The 21,678-nt window shown below is 69.0% G+C and carries 21 protein-coding genes and 1 pseudogene; 4 read left to right on the top strand and 18 right to left on the bottom strand.

All coding sequences use genetic code 11. The features are described from left to right. Nucleotides 1-23 precede the first annotated feature (23 nt). The 4 genes from NY1_RS45550 to NY1_RS16800 form a co-directional block, all read right to left on the bottom strand. Nucleotides 24-1,565, bottom strand: a complete 1,542-nt coding sequence (locus NY1_RS45550) for a pseudouridine synthase (RefSeq protein ID WP_169815361.1) — start codon at nt 1,563-1,565, stop codon at nt 24-26. Between the two features lie 9 nt (nt 1,566-1,574). After that, nucleotides 1,575-2,339 (bottom strand): SMC-Scp complex subunit ScpB, encoded by a 765-nt coding sequence (gene scpB, locus NY1_RS16810; protein ID WP_439956023.1) that lies wholly within the window; start codon nt 2,337-2,339, stop codon nt 1,575-1,577. A gap of 56 nt (nt 2,340-2,395) precedes the next feature. Continuing rightward, nucleotides 2,396-3,322, bottom strand: a complete 927-nt coding sequence (locus NY1_RS16805) for a segregation and condensation protein A (RefSeq protein ID WP_174567201.1) — start codon at nt 3,320-3,322, stop codon at nt 2,396-2,398. A gap of 83 nt (nt 3,323-3,405) precedes the next feature. Next, a complete protein-coding gene (locus NY1_RS16800; protein WP_067714416.1) occupies nt 3,406-4,299 on the bottom strand; it encodes a ParA family protein in 894 nt (297 codons plus the stop codon). Between the two features lie 373 nt (nt 4,300-4,672). Between NY1_RS16800 and NY1_RS16795 the strand changes: the two genes are divergently transcribed. Then, on the top strand, nt 4,673-4,927 hold the full coding sequence (locus NY1_RS16795) for a hypothetical protein (RefSeq protein ID WP_067713722.1): 255 nt from the start codon (nt 4,673-4,675) through the stop codon (nt 4,925-4,927). Between the two features lie 7 nt (nt 4,928-4,934). On the opposite strand, the gene xerD is transcribed toward NY1_RS16795, so the two are convergent. The 5 genes from xerD to steA all read right to left on the bottom strand — a co-directional run bounded on the left by xerD (nt 4,935) and on the right by steA (nt 10,643). After that, nucleotides 4,935-5,864, bottom strand: a complete 930-nt coding sequence (gene xerD / locus NY1_RS16790) for a site-specific tyrosine recombinase XerD (RefSeq protein WP_067713720.1) — start codon at nt 5,862-5,864, stop codon at nt 4,935-4,937. A gap of 102 nt (nt 5,865-5,966) precedes the next feature. Next, complete coding sequence (locus NY1_RS16785; protein ID WP_067713717.1) at nt 5,967-6,641, bottom strand: NUDIX domain-containing protein; 675 nt, start codon at nt 6,639-6,641, stop codon at nt 5,967-5,969. After that, on the bottom strand, nt 6,638-8,365 hold the full coding sequence (gene pyrG, locus NY1_RS16780; RefSeq protein WP_067713715.1) for a CTP synthase: 1,728 nt from the start codon (nt 8,363-8,365) through the stop codon (nt 6,638-6,640). Before pyrG ends, NY1_RS16785 begins: the two co-directional genes overlap by 4 nt. Nucleotides 8,366-8,506: 141 nt before the next feature. Beyond that, nucleotides 8,507-9,424: a copper transporter gene (locus NY1_RS16775; RefSeq protein WP_067713712.1), complete on the bottom strand. Its 918-nt coding sequence runs from the start codon at nt 9,422-9,424 to the stop codon at nt 8,507-8,509. Between the two features lie 7 nt (nt 9,425-9,431). Next, complete coding sequence (gene steA, locus NY1_RS16770) at nt 9,432-10,643, bottom strand: putative cytokinetic ring protein SteA (RefSeq protein ID WP_067713710.1); 1,212 nt, start codon at nt 10,641-10,643, stop codon at nt 9,432-9,434. Between the two features lie 168 nt (nt 10,644-10,811). Between steA and NY1_RS16765 the strand changes: the two genes are divergently transcribed. Further along, the gene (locus NY1_RS16765) at nt 10,812-11,231 is read left to right on the top strand and encodes an SRPBCC family protein (RefSeq protein WP_067714413.1); all 420 of its coding nucleotides are present in this window, start codon (nt 10,812-10,814) and stop codon (nt 11,229-11,231) included. A 4-nt stretch (nt 11,232-11,235) separates the two neighbouring features. On the opposite strand, the gene NY1_RS16760 is transcribed toward NY1_RS16765, so the two are convergent. Both NY1_RS16760 and NY1_RS16755 read right to left on the bottom strand, forming a co-directional pair. Next, on the bottom strand, nt 11,236-11,496 hold the full coding sequence (locus NY1_RS16760) for a hypothetical protein (protein ID WP_157762286.1): 261 nt from the start codon (nt 11,494-11,496) through the stop codon (nt 11,236-11,238). A gap of 37 nt (nt 11,497-11,533) precedes the next feature. After that, nucleotides 11,534-11,953 (bottom strand): ester cyclase, encoded by a 420-nt coding sequence (locus NY1_RS16755; protein ID WP_067713704.1) that lies wholly within the window; start codon nt 11,951-11,953, stop codon nt 11,534-11,536. 97 nt (nt 11,954-12,050) lie between these two features. Between NY1_RS16755 and NY1_RS16750 the strand changes: the two genes are divergently transcribed. Then, on the top strand, nt 12,051-12,653 hold the full coding sequence (locus NY1_RS16750) for a TetR/AcrR family transcriptional regulator (RefSeq protein ID WP_169815360.1): 603 nt from the start codon (nt 12,051-12,053) through the stop codon (nt 12,651-12,653). Here NY1_RS16750 and NY1_RS16745 read toward each other — a convergent pair. The 5 genes from NY1_RS16745 to NY1_RS16725 are packed head-to-tail and all read right to left on the bottom strand — an operon-like array spanning nt 12,583 to nt 16,875. After that, on the bottom strand, nt 12,583-12,960 hold the full coding sequence (locus NY1_RS16745; RefSeq protein WP_067713697.1) for a hypothetical protein: 378 nt from the start codon (nt 12,958-12,960) through the stop codon (nt 12,583-12,585). The two genes, NY1_RS16750 and NY1_RS16745, sit on opposite strands and share 71 nt — an antisense overlap. 11 nt (nt 12,961-12,971) lie before the next feature. Further along, nucleotides 12,972-14,744: a DNA repair protein RecN gene (recN, locus tag NY1_RS16740; protein ID WP_067713695.1), complete on the bottom strand. Its 1,773-nt coding sequence runs from the start codon at nt 14,742-14,744 to the stop codon at nt 12,972-12,974. After that, nucleotides 14,722-15,693: an NAD kinase gene (locus NY1_RS16735; RefSeq protein ID WP_067714410.1), complete on the bottom strand. Its 972-nt coding sequence runs from the start codon at nt 15,691-15,693 to the stop codon at nt 14,722-14,724. The genes recN and NY1_RS16735 overlap by 23 nt, the downstream gene beginning before the upstream one ends. Continuing rightward, entirely contained in the window at nt 15,690-16,607 is a 918-nt protein-coding gene (locus tag NY1_RS16730; protein ID WP_067713692.1) for a TlyA family RNA methyltransferase, read from the bottom strand. The genes NY1_RS16735 and NY1_RS16730 overlap by 4 nt, the downstream gene beginning before the upstream one ends. 1 nt (nt 16,608) lies before the next feature. Next, nucleotides 16,609-16,875: a hypothetical protein gene (locus NY1_RS16725; protein WP_157762285.1), complete on the bottom strand. Its 267-nt coding sequence runs from the start codon at nt 16,873-16,875 to the stop codon at nt 16,609-16,611. Nucleotides 16,876-17,014: 139 nt separating this feature from the next. Here NY1_RS16725 and NY1_RS16720 point away from each other — a divergent pair, with 139 nt between their 5' ends. Further along, nucleotides 17,015-17,773: a class I SAM-dependent methyltransferase gene (locus NY1_RS16720; RefSeq protein ID WP_067714403.1), complete on the top strand. Its 759-nt coding sequence runs from the start codon at nt 17,015-17,017 to the stop codon at nt 17,771-17,773. 10 nt (nt 17,774-17,783) lie between these two features. On the opposite strand, the gene NY1_RS16715 is transcribed toward NY1_RS16720, so the two are convergent. Then, on the bottom strand, nt 17,784-18,692 hold the full coding sequence (locus NY1_RS16715) for an HAD-IIA family hydrolase (RefSeq protein ID WP_067713689.1): 909 nt from the start codon (nt 18,690-18,692) through the stop codon (nt 17,784-17,786). An 878-nt stretch (nt 18,693-19,570) separates the two neighbouring features. Next, nucleotides 19,571-20,647 (bottom strand): annotated as a pseudogene (locus NY1_RS16710) (hypothetical protein); the annotation flags it as partial. Nucleotides 20,648-21,678: the final 1,031 nt, after the last annotated feature.

Genomic DNA, 21,678 nt, shown 5'->3' with positions numbered 1-21,678 from the left:
CGTGTCGATCAATCCCACACCGTTCACAACGACACCGCCTCGTAAAGCTTCCCGATTTCGTCCCGGCCGAGCACCCGCAGGGTGCCGGGCCGCTGGTCGCCGAGCGCGACCGGGCCGATATGCGTACGGACCAGCGCCTTCACCGGGTGATCGACCGCGGCGAGCAGGCGGCGCACGATGTGCTTGCGGCCCTCGTGCAGCACCACCTTCACCAGCGACTTGCCCTGGCCGACCTCGAGCACCACGAACTTGTCCACCTTGGCGGGACCGTCCTCGAGCTCGACGCCGTCCTTGAGCAGCTTGGTGACGTAGCGGGCGTTGACCTCGCCGTCGACCGTGGCCAGGTAGGTCTTGGACACCTCGAACGACGGGTGCATCAGGCGGTGCGCCAGATCGCCGTCATTGGTGAGCAGCAGCAGGCCCTCGGTGTCGGCGTCCAGGCGGCCGACGTGGAACAGGCGCTGACCGGCGGCGATGCGCTCGGCGACAATGTCACCGACGCAGGGGCGGCCGTGCTCGTCGGACATGGTGGACTGCCAGCCCTTGGGCTTGTTCAGCGCCAGGTAGACCTGCTCGTCGCGGACCACGACGCGAATGCCGTCGACCCGCACCACCGCGTTCTCCGGATCGATGCGCAGACCCTGCTCGCGCACGATCTTGCCGTCGACCTCGATGCGGCCGGCCTCGATCATCTCCTCGGCCGCGCGGCGCGAGGCCACACCGGCCTTGGCGAGCACCTTCTGCAACCGCTCGCCCTCGCCCCACGGGAGCTTCTTCGGGCCCTGCTGCTGCTCGGCGTCCACGTGCTGATGCCGCGCCGGCTTGGCATTGCTGATCAACACCGGGCCCTGCACCTGACGCTCCGGCTTCGGCTTCTTGCGCGCCGGTGCGGTGGTCGGAGCCAGCGGCCGCCCGCCGCCGATCCGGCCGCGGGCGGCATTGCGATCCTGGCCGAAACCCGAACGGTCCGAACCGAATCCGGTACGGCCCTGGCCGGAACCACCGCGGGAGTCACCGTAACCGGAGCCGCCGCGCGCACCGGAGTTGCCGTAACCGCTTCCGCCACGCGAACTTCCGGCCGCGCCGGAACCGCCGCGCGCACCGCCGTAACCCGAGCCACCGCGCGAATCGCCATAGCCGGATCCACCACGGCTGCCGCCATACGAACCGGAACCACCGCGCGCATCGCTACCGCCACGGCCACCGCCGTAGCCTGCGCCGCCACGCGAGTCACTGCCACGGCCACCGCCGAAGCCCGAACCACTACCACCGCGACCGCCGCGCGAATCGCTGTAGCCCGCGCCACCGCGCGAGCCGGATCCGCCGCGAGAATCGCCATATCCGGATCCGCCGCGGCTGCCGCCGTACGAGCCGGATCCACCGCGCGAGTCGCTGCCGCCACGGCCGCCGCCGTAGCCCGCGCCGCCGCGCGAATCGTTCGAACCGCCACCGCGCGACTGCGCGGACCTGTCGGTCCGGCCGCGGGTGGGTCGCGAGCCGCCCTGCGGCTCGAATCCCCGTTGTCTACGTTCCGGTGTGCCATCTCGGCGAGCGGGAGTATTCACGTTGTCCAATCAATCTTCGGTGCCGAGGTCGATATCCGCCTCGGCGGGCTTTTTGAGCCTGGTGAACCGGGGATCGGTTTCCAAGCTCTCGTTGATCTCGTCGATCAGGTCGACGCCCGGGAGCAGGGGCGCCAACGGCGGCAGATCCGCCAGGGACGCGAGGCCGACCCGTTCCAGGAACAGTTCGGTGGTGCTGTACAAAGTGCCGTTGGTCTCCGGGTCCGTTCCGGCCTCCGTGATCAGCCCTCGCGCCAGCAAGGTCCGGATCACACCATCCACATTCACGCCGCGCACCGCACTGACTCGGGCTCGGGTAACCGGTTGACGGTACGCGATCACCGCCAGTGTTTCCAAAGCGGCCCGGGTCAGTTTCGACCGTGCGCCGTCCAACAGCATACGTTCCACATACGGTGCGTATTCATTCCGTGTGTAGTAACGCCAGCCGTCGCCGACGAATCTGAGATCCATGCCACTGCGGCGGACGTTCAATTCCGCCGACATCTCGCGCAGCACCTGGGTGACGCGGCGCGTGGTGTCGTTCAGCGCCGAGGCCAGCAGTTCCGCCGGGGCGGGCGCGTCCACCACCAGCAGCATGGCCTCGAGCGCGGAACGGAATTCGTCGTCGCCGAGCTGCTCGGATTCCTCGTCGTCACCGGCGGTCCCGAACCTGCCCTGCCCCTCGACCGCGGTTCCGTCGGCCACCGGATCGTCCTCGAAGGCCAGCACGGCCGCCGCGGCGTCGGCATCGGACATGACCGGTGCGTCGTTCGTCACGTTCTCCGCCTCGGGCTCGCGGTCCTGCGGTGTGGCGGCGTCGTGCACTGCCTCGGTCACCCGTAATCCTCCTCAATCGTCACCGGCGCGGGCGGCTGGTCGTCGAGTTCGCCGATCCAGCTGACCGAGAGCGGGCCCAGCGGGTCGGGCTGCTCGAATTCGATCGTCTTGCCGCGGTACAGCTCCAGCAGCGCCAGGAAGCGCGCCACGATCTGGATCGGCGATTCGCAGTCGGCGCACAGTTCGTGGAAGGTCGTCCAGCCGCCCGCCCCACGGCTTTTCAGCATTTCCAGTACCAGCGCGGCCTGCTCGGCGATCGAAATGGTGTGTTGATGAATGTGATCCACACCCACCCGCGGTGCCGGACGCGGCCGGAACGCCGCCGCGGCCACCTGCGCGAACCCGGCGGCGTCAACTCCCAGCGTAACGTCGGGCAACAGCTCCAGGTAGCGATCTTCCAGGGCGACCGCGCGCGGATACCGTTGCAGCGCCGCCGCCTCGAGTTCGGCGAGCAGTTCGGCCACCTGTTTGAAGGCGCGGTACTGCAGCAGCCGGGCGAAGAGCAGGTCGCGGGCCTCGAGGAGTTCCAGGTCCTCCTCGTCGGTGACCTCACCGGAGGGCAGCAGGCGGGCGGCCTTGAGGTCCAGCAGGGTGGCTGCGATGACCAGGAATTCGGTGGTCTGGTCCAGGATCTTGTCGGCGCGCAGGCCCTGTTCCTCGGACAGGCTGGCGGTCAAAGCCTTGGTGTAGGCGATGAATTCGTCGGTCACCTTGTGCAGGGCGATCTCGGTGACGTCGAGCCGGCGCGAGCTGATCAGCTGCAGCAGCAGGTCGAAGGGGCCTTGAAAGTTGCTGAGCGTCAGATGGAACTTGCCGGATGTGCCCGAATTGTCCGTTGTTGCAGGGGTATCGGCGGGCGAGGCATCGGCTGCCGAGGTAGCCGCGGTCGTGGGCTCCCCCGCCGCCGCGATATCGGCGAGCACGCCGTCCACCGGCGAATCCGGCCCGGGCACGGCGGAATCCGCCTCCGCCGATACAGGCGCGGACGCTGCGTCTGGCGAATCGCTCAACGGCCCGACCGGTGTATGACTTCCCGCGCCATGGCGCGATAGGCCTCGGCGCCACCGGATTTCGGAGCCCAGGTGGTGATGGGCTCACCGGCGACGCTGGCGTCCGGGAAACGCACGGTCCGCGAGATCACCGTGTCGTACACGAGGTCGCCGAACACCTCCACCACGCGCGTCATGACCTGACGCGAATGCAGCAAACGGGCATCGAACATGGTGACCACGATGCCGTACAGGGTCAGCTCGGGATTCAACCGGTCCCTGACCTTCTCGACGGTATCGTTCAGCAACGCCAGGCCGCGCAGTGAGAAGTACTCGCATTCCATCGGAATGATGACGCCGTCGGAGCAGGCCAGCGCGTTCACGGTGAGCAGGCCCAGGGACGGCTGGCAATCGATGAGGATGTAGTCGTAGCGGCTGCGTAGCGGCGCCAGCGCGCGACCGAGCGTCTGTTCCCGCCCCACCTCGTTGACGAGCTGGATCTCCGCGGCGGACAGGTCGATATTGGACGGCAGCAGGTCCATGTTCTCGACCTTGGTGTTCATCAGCACGTCGTCGACGCGGACCTTGCCGTTGCCGATCAGCAGATTGTGGACGGTCAGGTCGAGATCGTGGTGCGCCACACCGAGACCCGCCGACAGCGCGCCCTGCGGATCGAGATCGACCAGCAGCACCCGCCGCCCGCATTCGGCCAGCGCCGCACCGAGATTGATGGTCGAGGTGGTCTTGCCCACCCCGCCCTTCTGATTGCACATGGCCACGATCAGCGCGTCGCCGGAATGGTCCGGCGCGCCGGGTTCGGGGATCTCACGCAAGGGACGCCCGGTCGGACCGAGTTCCGCGCTGGGGGCCACATCCGCGGCCTCCCACAGGGTTTGCGCGGCGGTTTCGATCCGCTGGCCCGCACCACCGGTAGTCGTCACGTCCGCTGCTCCTTCGACGTTCCTGCCCTTGCCCCGCCCGCAGCTGGTGTGCCGGTGGACGGCGCGCCCGGCCGCGTGTGCGGACCGGTCCCTACTAGACGCTACCGTCTGTTCGCGCAAGACCTATGTTCGGACACGCGCCCTAAACCTGCACTTCAGGGTGGGTGCAGAAGGCCCCTTTCCGGTCTCGTGGCCGGTCGAGGGCATTCTTCGGTTGTGGGACAGCAGGTTACGGGGTACCGACCAGGATTCCAGCAGATCAACCGAGATACATGCGAATCGGCCCGATCGAACCCGGCCATGTCCCCTCCCGCTGCCCGCGAAAACCCGGTAGGACTCCACCATGGAGAATTTGCGATTCTATTTCAAGCTCAGCGATGTTCGCCCCGAACCGGCCGCGGTCATGCGCCGGTACGAGGTGGACGGGGTTACCCGTTCGGAGTCCTATCGATTCAAACTGGGCGGCTGGGCCCCGACCGAATTCTTCTACCGGTACTGGCTCGGCCACAACGACAGCGACTACATCGAGGTGTCCCAGGCCGAGGCCGAGGCGGCCATCGAGACGATCAAACGCCGTGCCGCCGAAGGCTGGCGATGATCATCGCCTATCGCGCCCTCGGATGCGCGGTCGCCCAGACCTCGTGCAACGTACCGACCGTGACCAGCGTATAGATCTGCGTCGTCGTCACCGAGGCATGACCGAGCAACTCTTGCACCACCCGCACGTCCGCTCCCCCGTCCAGCAGATGCGTGGCGAACGAATGCCGCAGTGTGTGCGGCGAGACCTGCGCCGCGATCCCCGCCCGCTCGGCCGCGGATTGCAAGATCTGCCAAGCGGTTTGGCGCGATAGTCGCCCCCCGCGATGGTTCAGGAACAGCGCCGGAATCCCCCGCCCGCGCAACGCGAGCGCAGGCCGCCCCCGCACCAGATAAGCGTCGACGGCAGCCAGCGCAGGCCGCCCGATCGGCACCATCCGCTGCTTACCGCCCTTGCCCCGCAACACCACTGCCCGCTCATCCGCATCGATGTCATCCACATCCAGCCCGGTGATCTCGGAAATCCGCGCCCCCGTCGAATACAGCAACTCCAGCAACGCCCGATCCCGCAGCCCTCGCGGCCCCTCCGCCAATTCTCCCCCGGCAGCCTCCAGCAACCGCGAAACCTGCTCATAAGGCAGCGCTTTGGGCAACCGCCGCGCCGGCGCGGGCGGCTTCACCGGATGCGCCACATCCCCCTCGGTAATCCCCTCCGCCGTCGCGAACCGATGCAACCCCCGCACCGCCACCAACGCCCGCGCCGCCGAACTAGCCGCCAACGCCGGATGCTCGCCATCCCCCGCCCGCAACGCCACCACGAATTCCCCGATATCGGTCTCCGACACCCGGGCCAGCGTCTCGACCCCCCGCCCCGTCAGAAAAGCTCTGTACCGCTCCAGATCCCGCCGATAAGCCGCCAGCGTATTGCGCGCGGCACCCCGCTCGACCGCCAAATGGTCGAGGTAAGCATCGATCTGCCGTGTCAGCACGGCGAGCATCCGGGCATGCCGCCCATCATGGCAGCCCCCACCGACAGCCGAGCCGATCGCGATCCACGCGGTGTGTTCGGGCAGCGCGACGCGTAGGCGCGGCAGTGCGGATTACGCCTGTGCGGCTTTGCGATCGAGGAAGGCCGTGGGCATGCCCGGCCATGGGGCGTCGGCCGGGCGGAGTTCGGCGCCGGTGGCTCGGGCAGTGGTGAGGGCCAGGACGCCGGCGACGGCGGTGGCGTTGGTGATTTCGCCGGCGAGGGCTCGGCGGACGGCTTCTTCCAGGGGGACCCGGAGGACCTGGAGGTCGGCTTCTTCGCCTTCGGGGGCGGGCTGGTGGGTTTCGTAGAGGTCGGTGGCGTAGTAGACGCGGAGGGCCTCGTCGGTGAAACCCGGGGACAGGGCCACGTCGACCAGGACCGACCATTCGCGGGCGGCGAGGCCGGTTTCCTCGGCCAGTTCGCGCTTCGCGGCTTCGAGGGGGTCCTCGCCTTGTTTGTCGAGGAGGCCGGCGGGGAGTTCGAGGAGGCGGCGTTCGATCGGGTGGCGGTACTGGTTGATGAGGACCAGGTTGCCCTTGTCGTCTACGGCGGCAACGGCTACCGCGCCGTGGTGTTCGATCACTTCGCGTTCGGCGATCTTGCCGCCGGGCATGACGACCTGGTCCAGGCGCAGGGCCAGGATGGCGCCCGAGTAGACGGTGCGGCTCGAAACGGTGTCGAACTCGTGCGAACCGGGCGCGGAATCAACCGATTCCGCGCCCTTATCGCCTTGCGAGGATGTCATTTAGACACTTTCTCACCCTCATCGGCCGGAACCGAAGCGGGGATCTCCACCGGAAGCTGCAGGGCGGCCTGGTATTTCAGGGCGGCCTGGATCAGCGCGGCGAAGAGGGGGTGCGGGCGGGTCGGACGCGACTTGAGTTCCGGATGCGCCTGGGTGGCGACGAAGAACGGGTGCTTGTCCTGCGGCAGCTCGACGAACTCGACCAGGTGGCCGTCGGGCGAGGTGCCGGAGAACTTCAGGCCGCTCTTGGCGATCTTGTCGCGGAACTTGTTGTTGACCTCGAAGCGATGCCGGTGCCGCTCGGACACCTCGGTCTCGCCGTAGGCCGCCGCGACCACCGAACCCTTCTCCAGCACAGCCGGATACGCGCCGAGCCGCATGGTGCCGCCCAGATCGGCCTCGCCGGCCACGATCTGCTCCTGATCGGCCATGGTCGAGATGACCGGGTACTTGACGTCCGGTTCGAACTCGGTCGAGTTGGCATCGGTCATGCCGACCGAACGCGCCGCCTCGATGACCACGCACTGCAGGCCCAGGCACAGACCCAGCAGCGGAATGCCGCGCTCGCGGGCGTACTTGATCGCCCCGACCTTGCCCTCGATGCCGCGAATGCCGAACCCGCCCGGGATCAGCACGCCGTCCACATCGGAAAGATGCTGACGCGCACCGGCTTCGGTCTCGCATTCGTCGGACTGCACCCAGCGGATGTTCACCTTGGCCTGCGCGGCGAAACCACCGGCCCGCAGCGCCTCGGTGACCGAGAGGTAGGCGTCCGGCAGATCGACGTACTTGCCGACCAGCGCGACGGTGACCTGTTCGCGCGGATTGTGCACCCGGTCCAGCAGGTCGCCCCACACGGTCCAGTCCACATCGCGGAAGGGCAGCCCGAGACGGCGCACCACGTACGCGTCCAGGCCCTCGCGGTGCAGCACCTTCGGAATGTCGTAGATCGACGGCGCGTCGGGCGTCGAGATGCAGGCGTCGACATCGACGTCGCACATCAGCGCGATCTTGTTCTTGAGCCCCTGCGGCACCTCGCGGTCGCAGCGCAGGATGAGCGCGTCGGGCTGGATACCGATATTGCGCAGCGCCGCCACCGAATGCTGGGTCGGCTTGGTCTTCAGCTCGCCCGAGGGACCCAGGTAGGGCACCAGCGTGACGTGCAGGAAGAAGCAATTGTCCCGGCCCACCTCGTGGCGGATCTGCCGCGCCGCCTCGAGGAACGGCTGCGACTCGATATCGCCGACGGTGCCACCGATCTCGGTGATCACCACATCCGGCACCTGCCCGTGCAGGTCCGGCCCCGACATGGCGAGGATGCGGCTCTTGATCTCGTCGGTGATGTGCGGGATCACCTGCACGGTGTCGCCGAGGTATTCGCCCCGGCGCTCCTTGGCGATCACCTTCGAATAGACCTGACCGGTGGTGACATTGGCGTCACCCGATAGATCTCGATCGAGGAAGCGTTCGTAGTGTCCGACATCGAGATCCGTTTCCGCGCCGTCCTCGGTCACGAACACCTCACCGTGCTGGAAGGGGTTCATGGTGCCGGGATCGACGTTCAGGTACGGATCCAACTTCTGCATGGTGACGCGAAGACCGCGTGACGTGAGCAGCTGACCGAGGCTGGAGGCGGTCAGTCCCTTACCGAGTGAAGAGGCGACACCGCCGGAGACGAAGATGTGTTTCGTGGCCGCGCGCGCCGGAATCCGTGATTGACCCACGGGACTTCACGGTAACACGGATTCGGGATGCCGATCGAATGCCACGCACACCGGTTGCTCACGATTGGCTCGATTCCCGCCCCGCCCGGCTACATTTCCGGCCGCTGAGGGTGGATCCGGCGGCGCGGCGTGCGGATTCGCTCAGCGCGGCATGGCCGCGACTGTGAGCGAGGTCGCCTTCGCCCCGGTGCCGTATCGGCCGGTGCCACCGCTCAACTGCTCGGTGAGCCCGAGCACGGTGGTGATGCGCCCGATCTCGTGGTCGAGATTGTCGACGGTGGTGACCGCGGACAGCCCGGCCTCCGAACGCGCCACCGCGATCGGCCCCGGACCTTCGGCGGCGCCGTAGCGACCCGCCAGCACCACACCTGCGCTGTGCGAGCGCAATCCGCCGGCGAATCGGGCCAGGATGGTGCCGCGATTGTTCTCCTCGGATTTGGCCCCGTCGCCGACCACCAGCACCGCCAGCTGCGCGGGCTGCAGTTCGGTGAAGTTCAGGAACCCGCCGCCGCGCAGCGTCTCGAGGGCCAGCCCGCGTTCCTGCGCGGTGCCGCGCGGCTGTCCGGCCGGATCGGTCAGCAGCGTCTGGCCGAGCAGGTCGCCCGCCAGACTGCCCTGATCCGCCGCGTCGATCTTCAGCTGGGCGCCCGCGGGCACCACGTTCACCAGGGCGGTCCGCAGCCGATCGCCCTCGGCGGAATCGGCGAAAGCACCGGTGAGCCCGACCCGTCCGGTGACGGTGGCCCCGGCATTGGCCAGCGCGGCCGTCACCGCGTCGGCGTCGGCGTTCTCGGCGTCGGGCGCGGTGAACACCAGCACGCTGCGATTGGCGAGGCTGCCCGCCAGCAGTTTGCCCGCCGCCCCAGCCAGGAACGCGTCCGACGCTTTCACCTGTTCGGCGAGCCGGGCGTTCTCGGCGGCCAGCGCGTCCAGCTTCTGCCGGTCCCCCGTGCCCGGAAACAACCCGTCCCCGTGGGTGCGCGTGCCGAGTACCACACCGAGCGCCAGCGCGAGGAAGACCGCGGCGAGCGATACGGCGTGATGGCGAAACGAGATCATGCGGCCCCTACCTCGGCTTGTCGAGAAGTCCCTGAACCCAGAGCGAGAAACGATCCCAGCTGTGCGCGACCGAGGTGGTCAGCTCACCGCCCATGTGGGTGGCCAGCAAAGCGACCACGATGGCGACCAGCGCGGCCAGCACCACCAGTGCGACGGCCCACCCGGAACCCCGGTGACGGTACAGCGCCGCAACGGCTTTCGCATCCATCAGCCGCGTGCCCAGTTTGAGGCGGGTCAGGAAGGTCGCCGGATTCGAGTCGCGCCGGCCGCGATCGAAGAAGTCGTCCAGGGACGCCGCCGCGCCGACGGTCACGATGAGCGACGCCCCGTGATGCCCGGCCAGCAGCAGCGCCAGATCGGCGGGCGCGCCCGAGGACGGGAAGGTGGTGGCGCCGATGCCCAGATCCTGGATGCGCTCCAAACCCTTTGCGTGCCCGTCGGTATCGGCCGGCAGGATGACTTCCGCGCCGCATTTGAGCGTGGTGGCGGTGATCTCCTCCGGGTCGCCGACGATCAGGTCGGGCCGATATCCGTTGCGCGTCAAGGTATCCGCGCCGCGGCCCACGCCGATCAGGATGGGCGCGTACTCCTTGATGAACGGCTTGATCCGTTTCAGGTCCTCGGCATGGTCGGGTGCGTCGGCGACGATCACGACATGCCGCTTCTTCATGTCGAGTACGACCTCCGGCACCCCGATTCCGTCTATCAGCAAGGAACTTTCGGTGCGGATGAACTCGATGGTGTTGCCCGCGAACGCTTCCAGATGATCGGCGAGGCCGTTGCGCGCCTCGATCATGCGTTCCGCGATCCCGGCCTCGGTGAGCTCGATGCCCTCGACGAGCGCCTCGGGTTCCTTCTTGGAGACCTTGTCGGCGTAGACCACGCCGTCGGCGACGCGCACCTTGGCGCCGTCCTTGATCTTGGTGAAGACATCGGAGCTGACCGCGTCGAGCAGCACGATCCCATTGGCCACCAGGACTTCCGGCCCCAGATTGGGATAGCGCCCGGAGATCGACGGCGAGGCGTTCACCACCACCGCCACCCCGGCTTCGACGAGCCGGTCGGCGGTGAGCCGGTCCAGGTCCATCTCGTCGAGGACGACCACGTCGCCGGGTCCGACACGCTGCAGCAAACGCCTGGTATTGCGGTCGACCCGGGCCATCCCGGTCAGACCAGGCAGCGTTTCGGTATTGCGCGACAGCAAGGCCAGCATCTTCATAACGCTCGATGATTGCTCGAAAGTCTCAACCTTTGGTGGAGGCGCGCCGCGCGCGTCCCGCCATTCGTCACAGTGATGCCGGGCGGCCGCGCCCGAATGTCCCTGTTGCGCCGGATTGTCCGACTGCGCCCTGTCGCCTTACCGGCGAGTAAGGATATGCTGCCGACCATGACCAGCACCACTGTCGAGACCGTCCTCTCGGCCCCCCGCGACGTCGTCTTCAAGCTGTTCAGCGAGCGCGACAGCCTCACCCCGTATCTGCCCATCCAGATCTCGCTGAAGAAGCCCGGCGCGGGCGTGCCCTCCGGCGTCGGCGCGCAGTACCACCTGGGCCTGGCCGGTGTCGGCGTCACCGAGGAGACCACCGAACTCGTCCCCGGCGAGAAGATGGTCTACCGGGTCATCGCCGGCGCGCCGGTGAAGCGCCACGTCGGCACCATCACCTTCGCCGACGCCCCCGGCGGCACCAAGATCGTCTACACCATGGAGTCCGAGCCCAGCCTGCCCGTGCCGGGCAAGGTCCTCGAGATCGGCCTGAAGGGCCTCACGAACGCCCTGATCGGCGGCGTCCGCAAGGCCCTCAAGTAGTTCCCTACTTCGGCACCACGGTCCAGTTGCCGGCGCCGCCGACGCATTCGTAGTCGTTCCACTCGCCGTTCTCGATGCCCCGGTTACCGCGGGCCAGGCATTCGCTCTCCTGGGCGAACGGCCCCAGATCGCCGGCCTGCTGCGCGATCTGGGCAGCCGTCCCGGAATGCCGCGGCGCCGCGCCGGCGGTGGCCGCGGCGCCCGAGACCAGTGCCACGCCGGCGAGCGCGGCGGCGGCCATCCGGCGGATTCGATTGCTGGACATGGAAAATCCTCCCCGTCGAAGTTGAATTGTTCGCAGACTACTGGGCCGACGCCAGTTGCTGCATGATGGCGGCGACATCGAGCCAGACGTTCTCGCGGCTCATCCGCCCGTCGCGAATCTCGCAGACGTGCAGGATCCGGAAGTCCACCGGCCGCCCGCCGCCCGGAACCCCCATGAAATCGCCGACGACACGGCCGTACCAGTGCGATTCGTCGACGAAGAAATCCTCGCCGTAGTACCGGTGCACGGTCTCCATCTTGTCCTCGTCGAGGGCGTCGAAGATATCGCGATAGCGTTCGGCGATCGCGGTCTTGTCGCGCAATACCCCTCGCGGATCGCCCACCGCGTCGTGTTCGACGTCGTCGGTCAGCGTGTCCAGAATCGCGCCGATGTCCTTGTCCGCCTCCGCCGCGCAGTGCCGGGCGAAGATCCGATCCATTTCATCCTTGGTCGTCATCACGCATCCTCCCGTGTTTGTGAGACTCTGCTATCTTCGTGAGATGAGTTTCTCACGTCAAGAGAAATTTCTCACGAGTGGCAGACAAAATCAGAAGATGCGCACCCGGGAGGCATTGCTCGACGCCGCCGTCACCCTCGCCAAGGAGGGCCGCTCCCCCACCATCGCCGAGGTCGCGGCCGCCGCGCGGGTCTCCCCGGCCACCGCCTACCGGTACTTCCCGAATCCGCAATCGCTGTGGGCCGACCTGGCCACCCGCGAGCTGACGCTGCGGAACGAGTTCTTCAAGGTGCTCGACGAGCTGGAGGGAGACGTCGAGGAACGGGTCGTGGCGCTGGTGCGCAAGACCGCACACATGCAGCTGGCCGACGAGGTGCTGTGGCGGACCGTGCTGCGCGCCACCCTGGACCGCTGGTTCGATCAGTACGAATTGCCGGAATCGGAACGGGTGCCGATCCGCGGCACCACCCGGCTCGAAATGGCCCGCGCCGCAGTGCGACCGGCGGCGGACCGGCTCTCACCCGAGCAACTGGAACGCCTCGCCCAGGCGCTGGCGCTGGTGTTCGGGGTAGAGGCGGTGGTGAGCACGCGCGATACCTGCGGCCTCGATCAGGAGGCCGCGGCCGAGCTCATGGCCTGGTCTTCCCGCGCCATCGTCCGCGCCGCGCTCGCCGAAGCCGCAGCGCCACCGGCCGATTGACGCAGGACACGCCCGCTTCCGGAGTGCTGGGCGCCCATTCCCACGGCGCGCCCGCCTCCGAGCGGCGCGCGATCCAGCCGTAGGGCAGGTTCGCCAGCTCCGCGACGGTCGGATCGCGTTCCACCACTTCCGACAATTCCACCAGCAGGGCGTGCGCCAGATCCGGTCCGGCGGTGTGGAACTGCCAGGCGGCGTCGCTGTCGTCGTGCGTCACATAGGCGATCCAGTCACCGTCGCGCAGAATGCGCTGGTCGACGAAGACGGCGACGGTCGGCGGATCGGCGAAGTTCCAGGCTTTTTCGGTCATCGCCGAAGAAGCTACCCTGCCGCCGCGACCTTTTCGGCATGGGCGGTGGTGAGAAGTTCCCACGCGTGCGCGCGTCCGGTCTCGGTATCGCCCAAACCGGCCAGCATGCGCGCCAATTCGACGACCCGCTCGTCCTGGGTGAGCGCGCGGACACCGGACTTGACACCCTTGCCGTCATCGACCTTGTCCACCACCAGGTGGGTGTCGGCGAAGGCCGCCACCTGCGGCAGGTGGGTGACCACGATGACCTGGTGGGTACGCGCCAAACGGGCCAGGCGACGGCCGATTTCGACCGCGGCGCGACCGCCGACGCCGGCGTCGACCTCGTCGAACACCATGGTCGTGCCGTGTTCGGAACTGGCCAGCACCACTTCCAGGGCGAGCATGATGCGCGAGAGTTCACCGCCGGAGGCGCTGCGGCTCAAGGGCAGCGGCTGTGCGCCGGAGTGCGCGGCGAGCCGGAACTCGGCCTCGTCCACCCCGGTTGACCCGGCGTGCAGTTCCTGGCCGTCGATGGTGAGCGGCGCGGAATCCTGTGGGCCCGCGGGCATCGGCTGCACCAGCACCTCCAGGCGGGCCCGGCCCATCGCCAGACCGCCCAGTTCGGTGCTCACGGCGGACGCGAGCTTGCCCGCGGCCTTGGTGCGCGCGGCGGTCAGTTTCTTGGCGGTCTCGCGCACCTTCTCGGCGGCCGCTTCGACGTCTTTCGCCATGGCGGACAAGGCTTCCTCGGACACGTCCAGGGATTCCAGGCGGGTCCGCGCCTCATCGGCCCATTTGATGACGCCGTCGATATCCGGGGCGTATTTCCTGGTGAGCGTCTTGAGTTCGGCCTGCCGCACCAGCATGGTGTCCAGTGCGCCCGGATCGGACGGCAGATCCGACAGGTAGGAGCTGAGTTCGGTGGCCAGATCCACCACCACCGAAATCGCCTCGCCCAGACGGGGACCCAGCACCGCCAGGGCGGGATCCTCGGCGGCTTCGATGCGGGCGCGGGCGGTGCCGAGCAGATCCAGCGCGCCGGAGCTCTCCCCGGGCGCGTCGGCGGGACCGGCGAGGGCGTCGTGGGCGGTGGCGGCGGCTTCGCGCAGCGAATCCAGATCCGACAATCGCCGCACTTCGTCGACCAGGTGCACATCTTCGCCGGGTTGCGGTGCGATGGCGTCGATTTCGGCCAGCGACTGGGTCAGCCGATCGGCTTCCAGGGCCAGTTCGCGGCTGCGCGCGGTGCGTTCCAGCAGTTCGTTGCGGGCGTCGAGCCATTTGCGCCGCGCCTTCTGATACTTCGACAGCAGCGGGGCCACGGCATCGGCGGCGAACTGGTCCAGTGCGTGCAACTGCTGGTCCGGGCGCTGCAGGCGCAGCTGATCGTTCTGGCCGTGCACGGTGAGCAGCGGCGTGGTGAAATCCGAGAGCACGGAAGCCGGAATGCTGCGCCCGCCCAGGTGTGCCCGCGAGCGCCCGTCGCTGCCGACGGTGCGCACCGCGATGATGCTGCCGTCGTCGTCCTTCTCGGCGGCGGAGGCTTCGAGGACCTCCTCGACCTCGGCGCGGGCGCTGTCGTGCACCTCCTCGACGGTGAAGCGGCCCTCGACCACCGCCCGCGAGGCCCCCAGCCGGACCCGGCCCGCGTCGGCGCGCGCCCCGCTGAGCAGGTGCAGGCTGGTGACCACCATGGTCTTGCCCGCACCGGTCTCACCGGTCAGAACGGTCAAACCTTCATGGAATTGCGCGGTGGCGGTGGAAATTACGCCGAGTCCGTCAATCCTGATCTCTGTCAGCACTCGTGCTCTCCGTTCGTGCAGACGGGCGGCCCCGCCAGCCTGTCACGGGCAACTGGAACTTGCGCACCATCCGGTCGGCGAAGGGCGCGGAATCCAAACGCACCCAGCGCACCGGCTCGGTCCCGCGGACCGCCTCGACCCGGCCGCCCCGCGGCAATGCGAGGGTGCGTCGGCCGTCGAGGAAAACTATCGCATCGTGGCCCGTGGCAACGGTTTCCACCGCGATCAGCGACTCCGGGCTGGTGACCAGGGGCCGCGCGAACAGGGCGTGGGCATTGCTCGGGATGACCAGCAGCGCTTCGAGTTCCGGCCACACGATGGGGCCGCCGGCGCTGAAAGCGTAAGCGGTGGAACCGGTCGGGGTGGCGATCAGGACGCCGTCGCAGCCGAAAGCGGACACCGGGCGCGCGTCGACCTCGAGCACCACCTCGAGCACGCCCATGCGGGCGGCGTTCTCGATGCTTGCCTCGTTCAGCGCCCAGCCGCGTTCCACCACCTGATCATCCACGCGCACACTGACATCGATGGTCATGCGCTGTTCGACGGTGTAATCGCGATGCACGACCTGCGCGAGCGCCTCGTCCAGATGTTCGGCCTCGGCCTCGGTCAGGAACCCGATCCGGCCCAGATTGATGCCCAGCACCGGCACCGACGCGCTGCGCGCCAATTCGGCCGCGCGCAGGAACGTGCCGTCCCCGCCGAGCGCCAGCACCATCTCGCAGCCGACGGCCGCGTCCGGTCCGTGCTCCATCACCCGGAACGGGTAGCCGTCCGCTTCGCCCCGATCGTTCAGATCGAAACGCGTGCTGTAGGCCTCGTCCTCGAGCACCCGCAACCCGATGCCCGCGGCGTCGAATATCTTCGCGACGCGATGCGCGGTCTCGATGAGTTCGGGCCGTCCCGGATGCGCGACCAGCAGAATCTCCCTGGTCGTGCTCGCCGCGTTCACTGTGGACCCTCCTGCACCGCCCGATCGATCAGCGCCGCCACCCGCGCCGCCTCGTCAGAATCGTATGTGTAGGAGCCGGCGGACGCGCCGTCACGGCGGTCACCGGCGGTCTCGGCGTCGTTCTCGGCCGCGCCGGCCACCGCATCGGAATCCGCCGGGCCGCCGGTTTTGCGCAGCCAGAGGAAGTACTCGACATTGCCGGAGGGACCGGGCAGCGGGCTGGCGGTGGCGCCCATGGTGCGCAAACCCAGTTTCGCTGCGGCGGCGGCGACTTCGCGCACGGTTTCGGCGCGCAGGGCCGGATCCCGCACCACGCCACCGGAACCCACGCGGTCCTTGCCGACCTCGAACTGCGGCTTGACCATCGGCAGCAGGTCCGCGCCCGGGGCGGCGCAGGCCGCCAGCGCGGGCAGCACCAGGGCCAGGGAGATAAAAGAGAGGTCGGTGACGACGAGATCGACTGTGCCGCCGATGAGTTCGGGGGTGAGGGAACGCACATTGGTGCGGTCGTGCACCCGGACGCGATCATCGTTCTGCAGGCGCCAGATCAGCTGGCCGTAGCCGACATCGGCGGCCACCACTTCCTGCGCGCCCTTGGACAGCAGCACATCGGTGAAGCCGCCGGTCGAGGCGCCGGCATCGAGGCAGCGTTTACCGTCGACCGAGACGCCCAGCGGTTCGAACGCCGCCAGGGCGCCGAGGAGTTTGTGCGCGCCGCGCGAAGCCCACTGCACTTCGTCCGGTTCCTCCCGGACCAGCAGCGGCGTCCCCGTCTCGACGCCCGTCGCCGCCTTGGTGGCGACCGTTCCATTGATCAGGACGCGACCCGCCGTGATCAGTTCGACCGCGTGTTCCCGCGACCGCGCCAATCCGCGACGAACCAGTTCCGCGTCCACTCGCGCGCGCCTGGCCACCTCAGATCTTGTCCACCGTGGCCAGGGCCTGCACCAGCACGTCGTGCGCCTGCTCCAGAATCTTGGCGCGCCGCATCAGGTCCGTGCCTGCATCGGCCGAATCCCGTGCGCCCGCCGCCAATTCGGCCAGCAGCGCGTCCACCTCCGCCTGTACTCGCTGCGGGTCGGCGAATTCCTGATTCGCGCCCGCAAGGTGCTGCCCGGGCAGCGGCACCCCGGGGCGGGGTCCCGGCGCGGGCATCGGCGGGCGGGGCGTGGGCATGTTCATCGTGGCGACAACGCTACCCGAACTCCCATTCGAACACACGTACCCGTGCCGCATCCGATCCCGCCGCCGACCCGCCCGCGCCGGCATCCTCACCGCGCGCCGGAAAAGTCTGTTGCGCGGCTGTGCCAGCATGGAGCAAATGGACCGCAACTTCGATGATCTGGTGACCGAAGCCGCCGCGGTATCGGTGGACGGGTGGGACTTCTCCTGGCTCGCCGGGCGCGCGACCGAGGCGCGGCCGTCCTGGGGGTATCAGCGGCAGCAGGCGTCGCGGCTGGCCGTCGCCCGGGCCGCCCTCGATATCCAGACCGGCGGCGGCGAGGTGCTGGCGGAAGCGCCGCTGCTGCCGCCCACCATGGTCGCCACCGAATCCTGGCCGCCCAATCTGGAGAAGGCGACGCGGCTGCTGCATCCGCGCGGCGCGGTGGTGGTGGCCGATCCGGACGAACCGCCACTGCCGTTCGCCGCCAATGCCTTCGATCTGGTCACCAGCCGGCATCCGGCCACTATCTGGTGGGCGGAGATCGCGCGTGTGCTGGAACCCGGTGGCGCGTACTTCGCCCAGCATGTCGGGCCCGCCAGTGTTTTCGAGCTCGTCGAGTACTTCCTCGGGCCGCAGCCGGAAGCGCGATTGCAGCGCGATCCGGAGCGGGAGGCCGCCGATGCCCGGGCCGCCGGGCTCGACATCGTGCAATTGCGCACCGAGCGGCTGCGGATGGAGTTCCACGATATCGGCGCGGTGATCTACTTCCTGCGCAAGGTGATCTGGATGGTGCCCGGGTTCACCGTGGAGGAATACCTGTACCGGCTGCGCATGCTGCACGAGCGGATCAGCGCCGAAGGACCCTTCGTCGCGTACTCCGCTCGCACCCTGGTCGAGGCGCGGAAGCCGTTGTAGGCGTACCGGATCAGCCCTGCGCGGCGGGCGGGGCGGCCACGGCGATGGCCCGGCCCGGGTTGGCGCGCAGCAGCTCCGCCAGCCCGTCGGCGATATCCGCGCCGTTCGTCAGGTCCGGCAGCGCCGCCGCGACAGGGTGATTGAGGGCGTCGAGGGATTCCCCGACATAGGTGGGCAGCTGGGTGCGCGGCTGGTTGCGCAGATCCGCGAGCGTACTGACGCCGGTGAGGACCATCAGCGACGGCAGGCCGACCGTGTGCGCGCCGTCGATATCGGTATCCAGACGGTCGCCGACCACCAGGGCATCGCGCGTCCCGCCCTGGGTGATGGCCTCCTCCAGCAGGGGCGCGAACGGCTTGCCCGCCACGATCGGTTCGCGGCCGGACGCGGTGCGCAAGGCCGCCACCATGGAACCGTTGCCCGGTGCCAGGCCGCGTTCGTTGGGCAGCGTGGCATCGGTGTTCGCGGCCACCCACAGCGCTCCGCCGCGCAGGGCGTAGGCGGCCTCGGCGAGATCGGCCCACGCGGTGAGCGGCGAATGCCCCTGCACGACGGCGTCCGGCACCACGCCGTCGAAGCGCCGGATCGCCTGCAGCCCTACGTTCTCCACTTCCGCCACGAGATCATCGGTGCCCACCACGAGCACCGTGGACCCCGGCCCCAATCGCTTCGCCAGCAGATGCGCGGCGGCCTGAGCGCTCGTCGCCACCTCGTCCTCGGTTGCGGGATAACCCATTTCGCGCAGATGGTGCGCCACCCCCGCGGCCGACCGGCTCGCGTTATTGGTCACATACACCAGCCGCTGATCCGTACCGTCCCCCGAAAGCGCCTCGGGCGCACCGGGAATCGGATCATGTCCACGGAACAGCGTGCCGTCCAGATCCAGCAGCAGTGCCCCGAATCGATCCCGTAGCCGCATGTGACGCCCTCTCGCTCTCACCGAACAGTTCCACGCGCCCGCCGTCCACCCCGGCGTGCCCGCACCGGCCGCATCCTGCCGCCGCTTGTAATCCTGGCCTACCGCACCACCCCACCGGAACAGCGGGTCACACCGATCCGTACCCGGCCGCTGCCGCCGGCGGGCGCACGACGCGACGGTGGCATCCCACTCGAGCCAGTCCGGCTGAGGGCGCCGCTGGACAGGCTGGGCTTCACTACGGCAGACCCCCGGCCTGCCGTACCGGCTGCATCCTTCCGCCCGTGGACCCGACCTACACCACGCCGCCAACCGGATCAGCGGATTCGTGCCGGGCCGATGCCGCCGGCGGCGCGAACAGTGCGACGGTGGCATCGCACTCGAGCCGGTCCCCGCAAGGGGCGCACCGGCGGACGTCCATTGCGCCGGAACCGGAGCACGGCGGACGTACGCCTGCTCAGCGAATACAAAACGACCGCGTGGCGGCCCGGTCGGGTTGCCACGCGGTCGTTTTCACCAGCGTTTTACGTCGCTCAGTTCTCCGAGGACTTCTCGGAACGCGCGTCGGTTTCCGGGTCGCCAGTGGCCGAGGCAGGTTGTGTCGCAGGCGCGTCCGCGTCGTCGTCATCGTCGTCGATCACGTCGGCGGCGTCGTCGATGTCTTCGGCGTCGGCCGCGGTCTCCGCGTCCTCGGCCACGGTGCTGCGGCGCGAGTCGGCGGCGGCCGCATCCTCGTCGAGAGCGGGGGCGGCGTCATCGGCGGCCAGGTCGCCGTCGTAGTCGTCGGCACCTGCGTCATCGGCGGCCTCGTCGTCCGAGTCGTCTTCGTCCGAGTCGTCGTCCTCGTCGGCGTCGTCGATGTCCCAGGCAGCGCGGTCGCCCGTGTTGCCCTCGGCCAGGTCGGCGGCGCGGTCCTCGGCGTCGGTCTCGCCGTCGAGGTCGGCGGAGGCGGCGTTCATGAACCAGGTGAGCGCTTCCTCGGCGCGGCCGGCGGCGAGGAGGGCCTCGGCGTAGGCGTAGAAGAGGCGGGCCGCGGCGGAGCCGGTGCGGGCGGGATCCAGTTCGGCGGTCTGCAGGGTCACCACGGCCTGGTCGTACTGGCCGAGGTCCATGCGGGCGCCGGCGACGACGATGCGCAGTTCGGTCGCCTCGTCACCCTGCAGGGCGCGGGCTTCGTCGCTGCGGCCGAGTTCGATGGCGCGCTCCGGGCGGCCCAGGCCGCGTTCGCAGTCGGCCATGACGGCCAGCAGGCCGGAACCGCCGGACATGCGGCGGGCGGTGCGCAGTTCCGAGAGCGCCTCGGCCCATTCACCTGCGTGATAGGCCGCCACACCGGCGGTCTCCCGCACCACGGCGATGCGGCCGGCGCGCTGGCGGGCCGCGCGGGCGTGCGCGAGCGCCAGTTCCGGATCCTCGTCCAGCAGCTGGGCGACCATCACCAGATGGCGGGCCACCGACTCGGCATTGCTCTTGTCCAGGCTCAGCAGGTCGCGGCGGACGGCCGGTTCCAGATCGGAGGCCTGCACGTCGTCGGGCAGCGCGGGCTCGTCGGGACGACCCGAACGCCGCTCACCCGGACGCCCGCCGCCGGCCCGGGCGCCTTCGCCGCCACGCCGCCGATCCTTGCCGCCGTCGTACGACCGTTCCGAACGATCCCGGTCGCCACGCTCCTCGGACCGCTCCGACCGCTCGAAGTCCTTGCCCTCGGCGCGATCGTCGCCGTCCTTCGCGCGATCGTCGCCGAAACCATTGCGCCCGAAGCTCTTCCGCTCCTCGCGATCCCCGCGCTCGGCACGATCCGAACGCTCGGGACGGTCACCGCGATCGCGACCGAATCCCTTACCGCCGTCACGGTTTTCGTTGTCACGCCCGCCACGGTTGAAGCCGCCGTCACGGCCTTCACGCTTGTAGCCGCCCTCGCGGCCTTCACGGTTGTAACCACCGTCGCGACCCTCGCGGTTGTAGCCGCCTTCACGGCCCTCGCGATTGAATCCGCCTTCGCGGCGGTCGCGGTTGTAGCCGCCTTCACGGCCTTCGCGATTGAACCCGCCCTCTCGGCCCTCGCGATTGAAGCCGCCGCGGCCTTCGCGGTTGTAACCGCCCTCGCGGCCTTCACGATTCGCGCCGCCGCGGTTGAATCCGCCGTCACGGCCTTCGCCGCCACGGTTGAACCCGCCGCGACCTTCACGGTTGTAACCGCCTTCGCGGTTCGAGCCGCCGGCGCGGTTGAAGCCACCCCCACGGCCCTCGCCGCCACGGTTGAAGCCACCACGGCCTTCGCGGTTGTAACCGCCCTCGCGGTTGCCGCCCTCACGGTTGAAGCCGCCGCGTCCGGAGTCGTCACGGTTGCCGCGGTAGCCGCCACGGTCGCTGTCGCCGCGGTTGAAGCCGCCACGATTCTCGCGGTTGAAACCGCCTTCGCGATTGCCGCCGCTGCGGCCTTCGCGGTTGTAGCCGCCTTCGCGACCCTCACGGTTGTAGCCACCGCGGTCGTCGCCGCCGCGACGGAAGCCGCCTCGGTCGCCGCCCTCGCGATTGAAGCCGCCGCCGCGGTTCTCGCCGCCACGGCCGCCGAAGCCGCGGCCGCCTTCGCGGTTACCGCCTTCACGGTTGAAACCGCCACGTCCGGAGTCGTCACGGCTGCCGCGGTAGCCGCCGCGGTCACCGCGGTCGCGATCGAAACCACCGTCGCGGCCGGTCCGGCCTTCCCGGCGATCGTCCGCCGCATTGTCGCGCGGCTTGCCGAAACCGCCCTGTCCGGATCCGCCACTGCGGCGGAAGGGTTTGCGGCCGTCGTTCTGCTCCGCCACGGTGATCCCTCTCTAGTCTTGTAGCCTGCGGTACCCGGCCGCGGCGCTGGGGGGCGCGTGAGGAGGGCCGGCGGACTGGTCCGCCAACCTTCAATTCAATCACGTGCCTTCGAGCGTCTTCGCAGCGCCGGGTGCTGAAACGCGAAAAGGGGACCCAAATCTGGGTCCCCTTTTGCGAA

The sequence above is a fragment of the Nocardia yamanashiensis NBRC 100130 genome (assembly GCF_001613325.1).
GTDB classification, from domain to species: domain Bacteria; phylum Actinomycetota; class Actinomycetes; order Mycobacteriales; family Mycobacteriaceae; genus Nocardia; species Nocardia yamanashiensis.
Note: the sequence above shows the minus strand (reverse complement) of the source record. Positions and strands in the feature narration are given on the sequence as shown.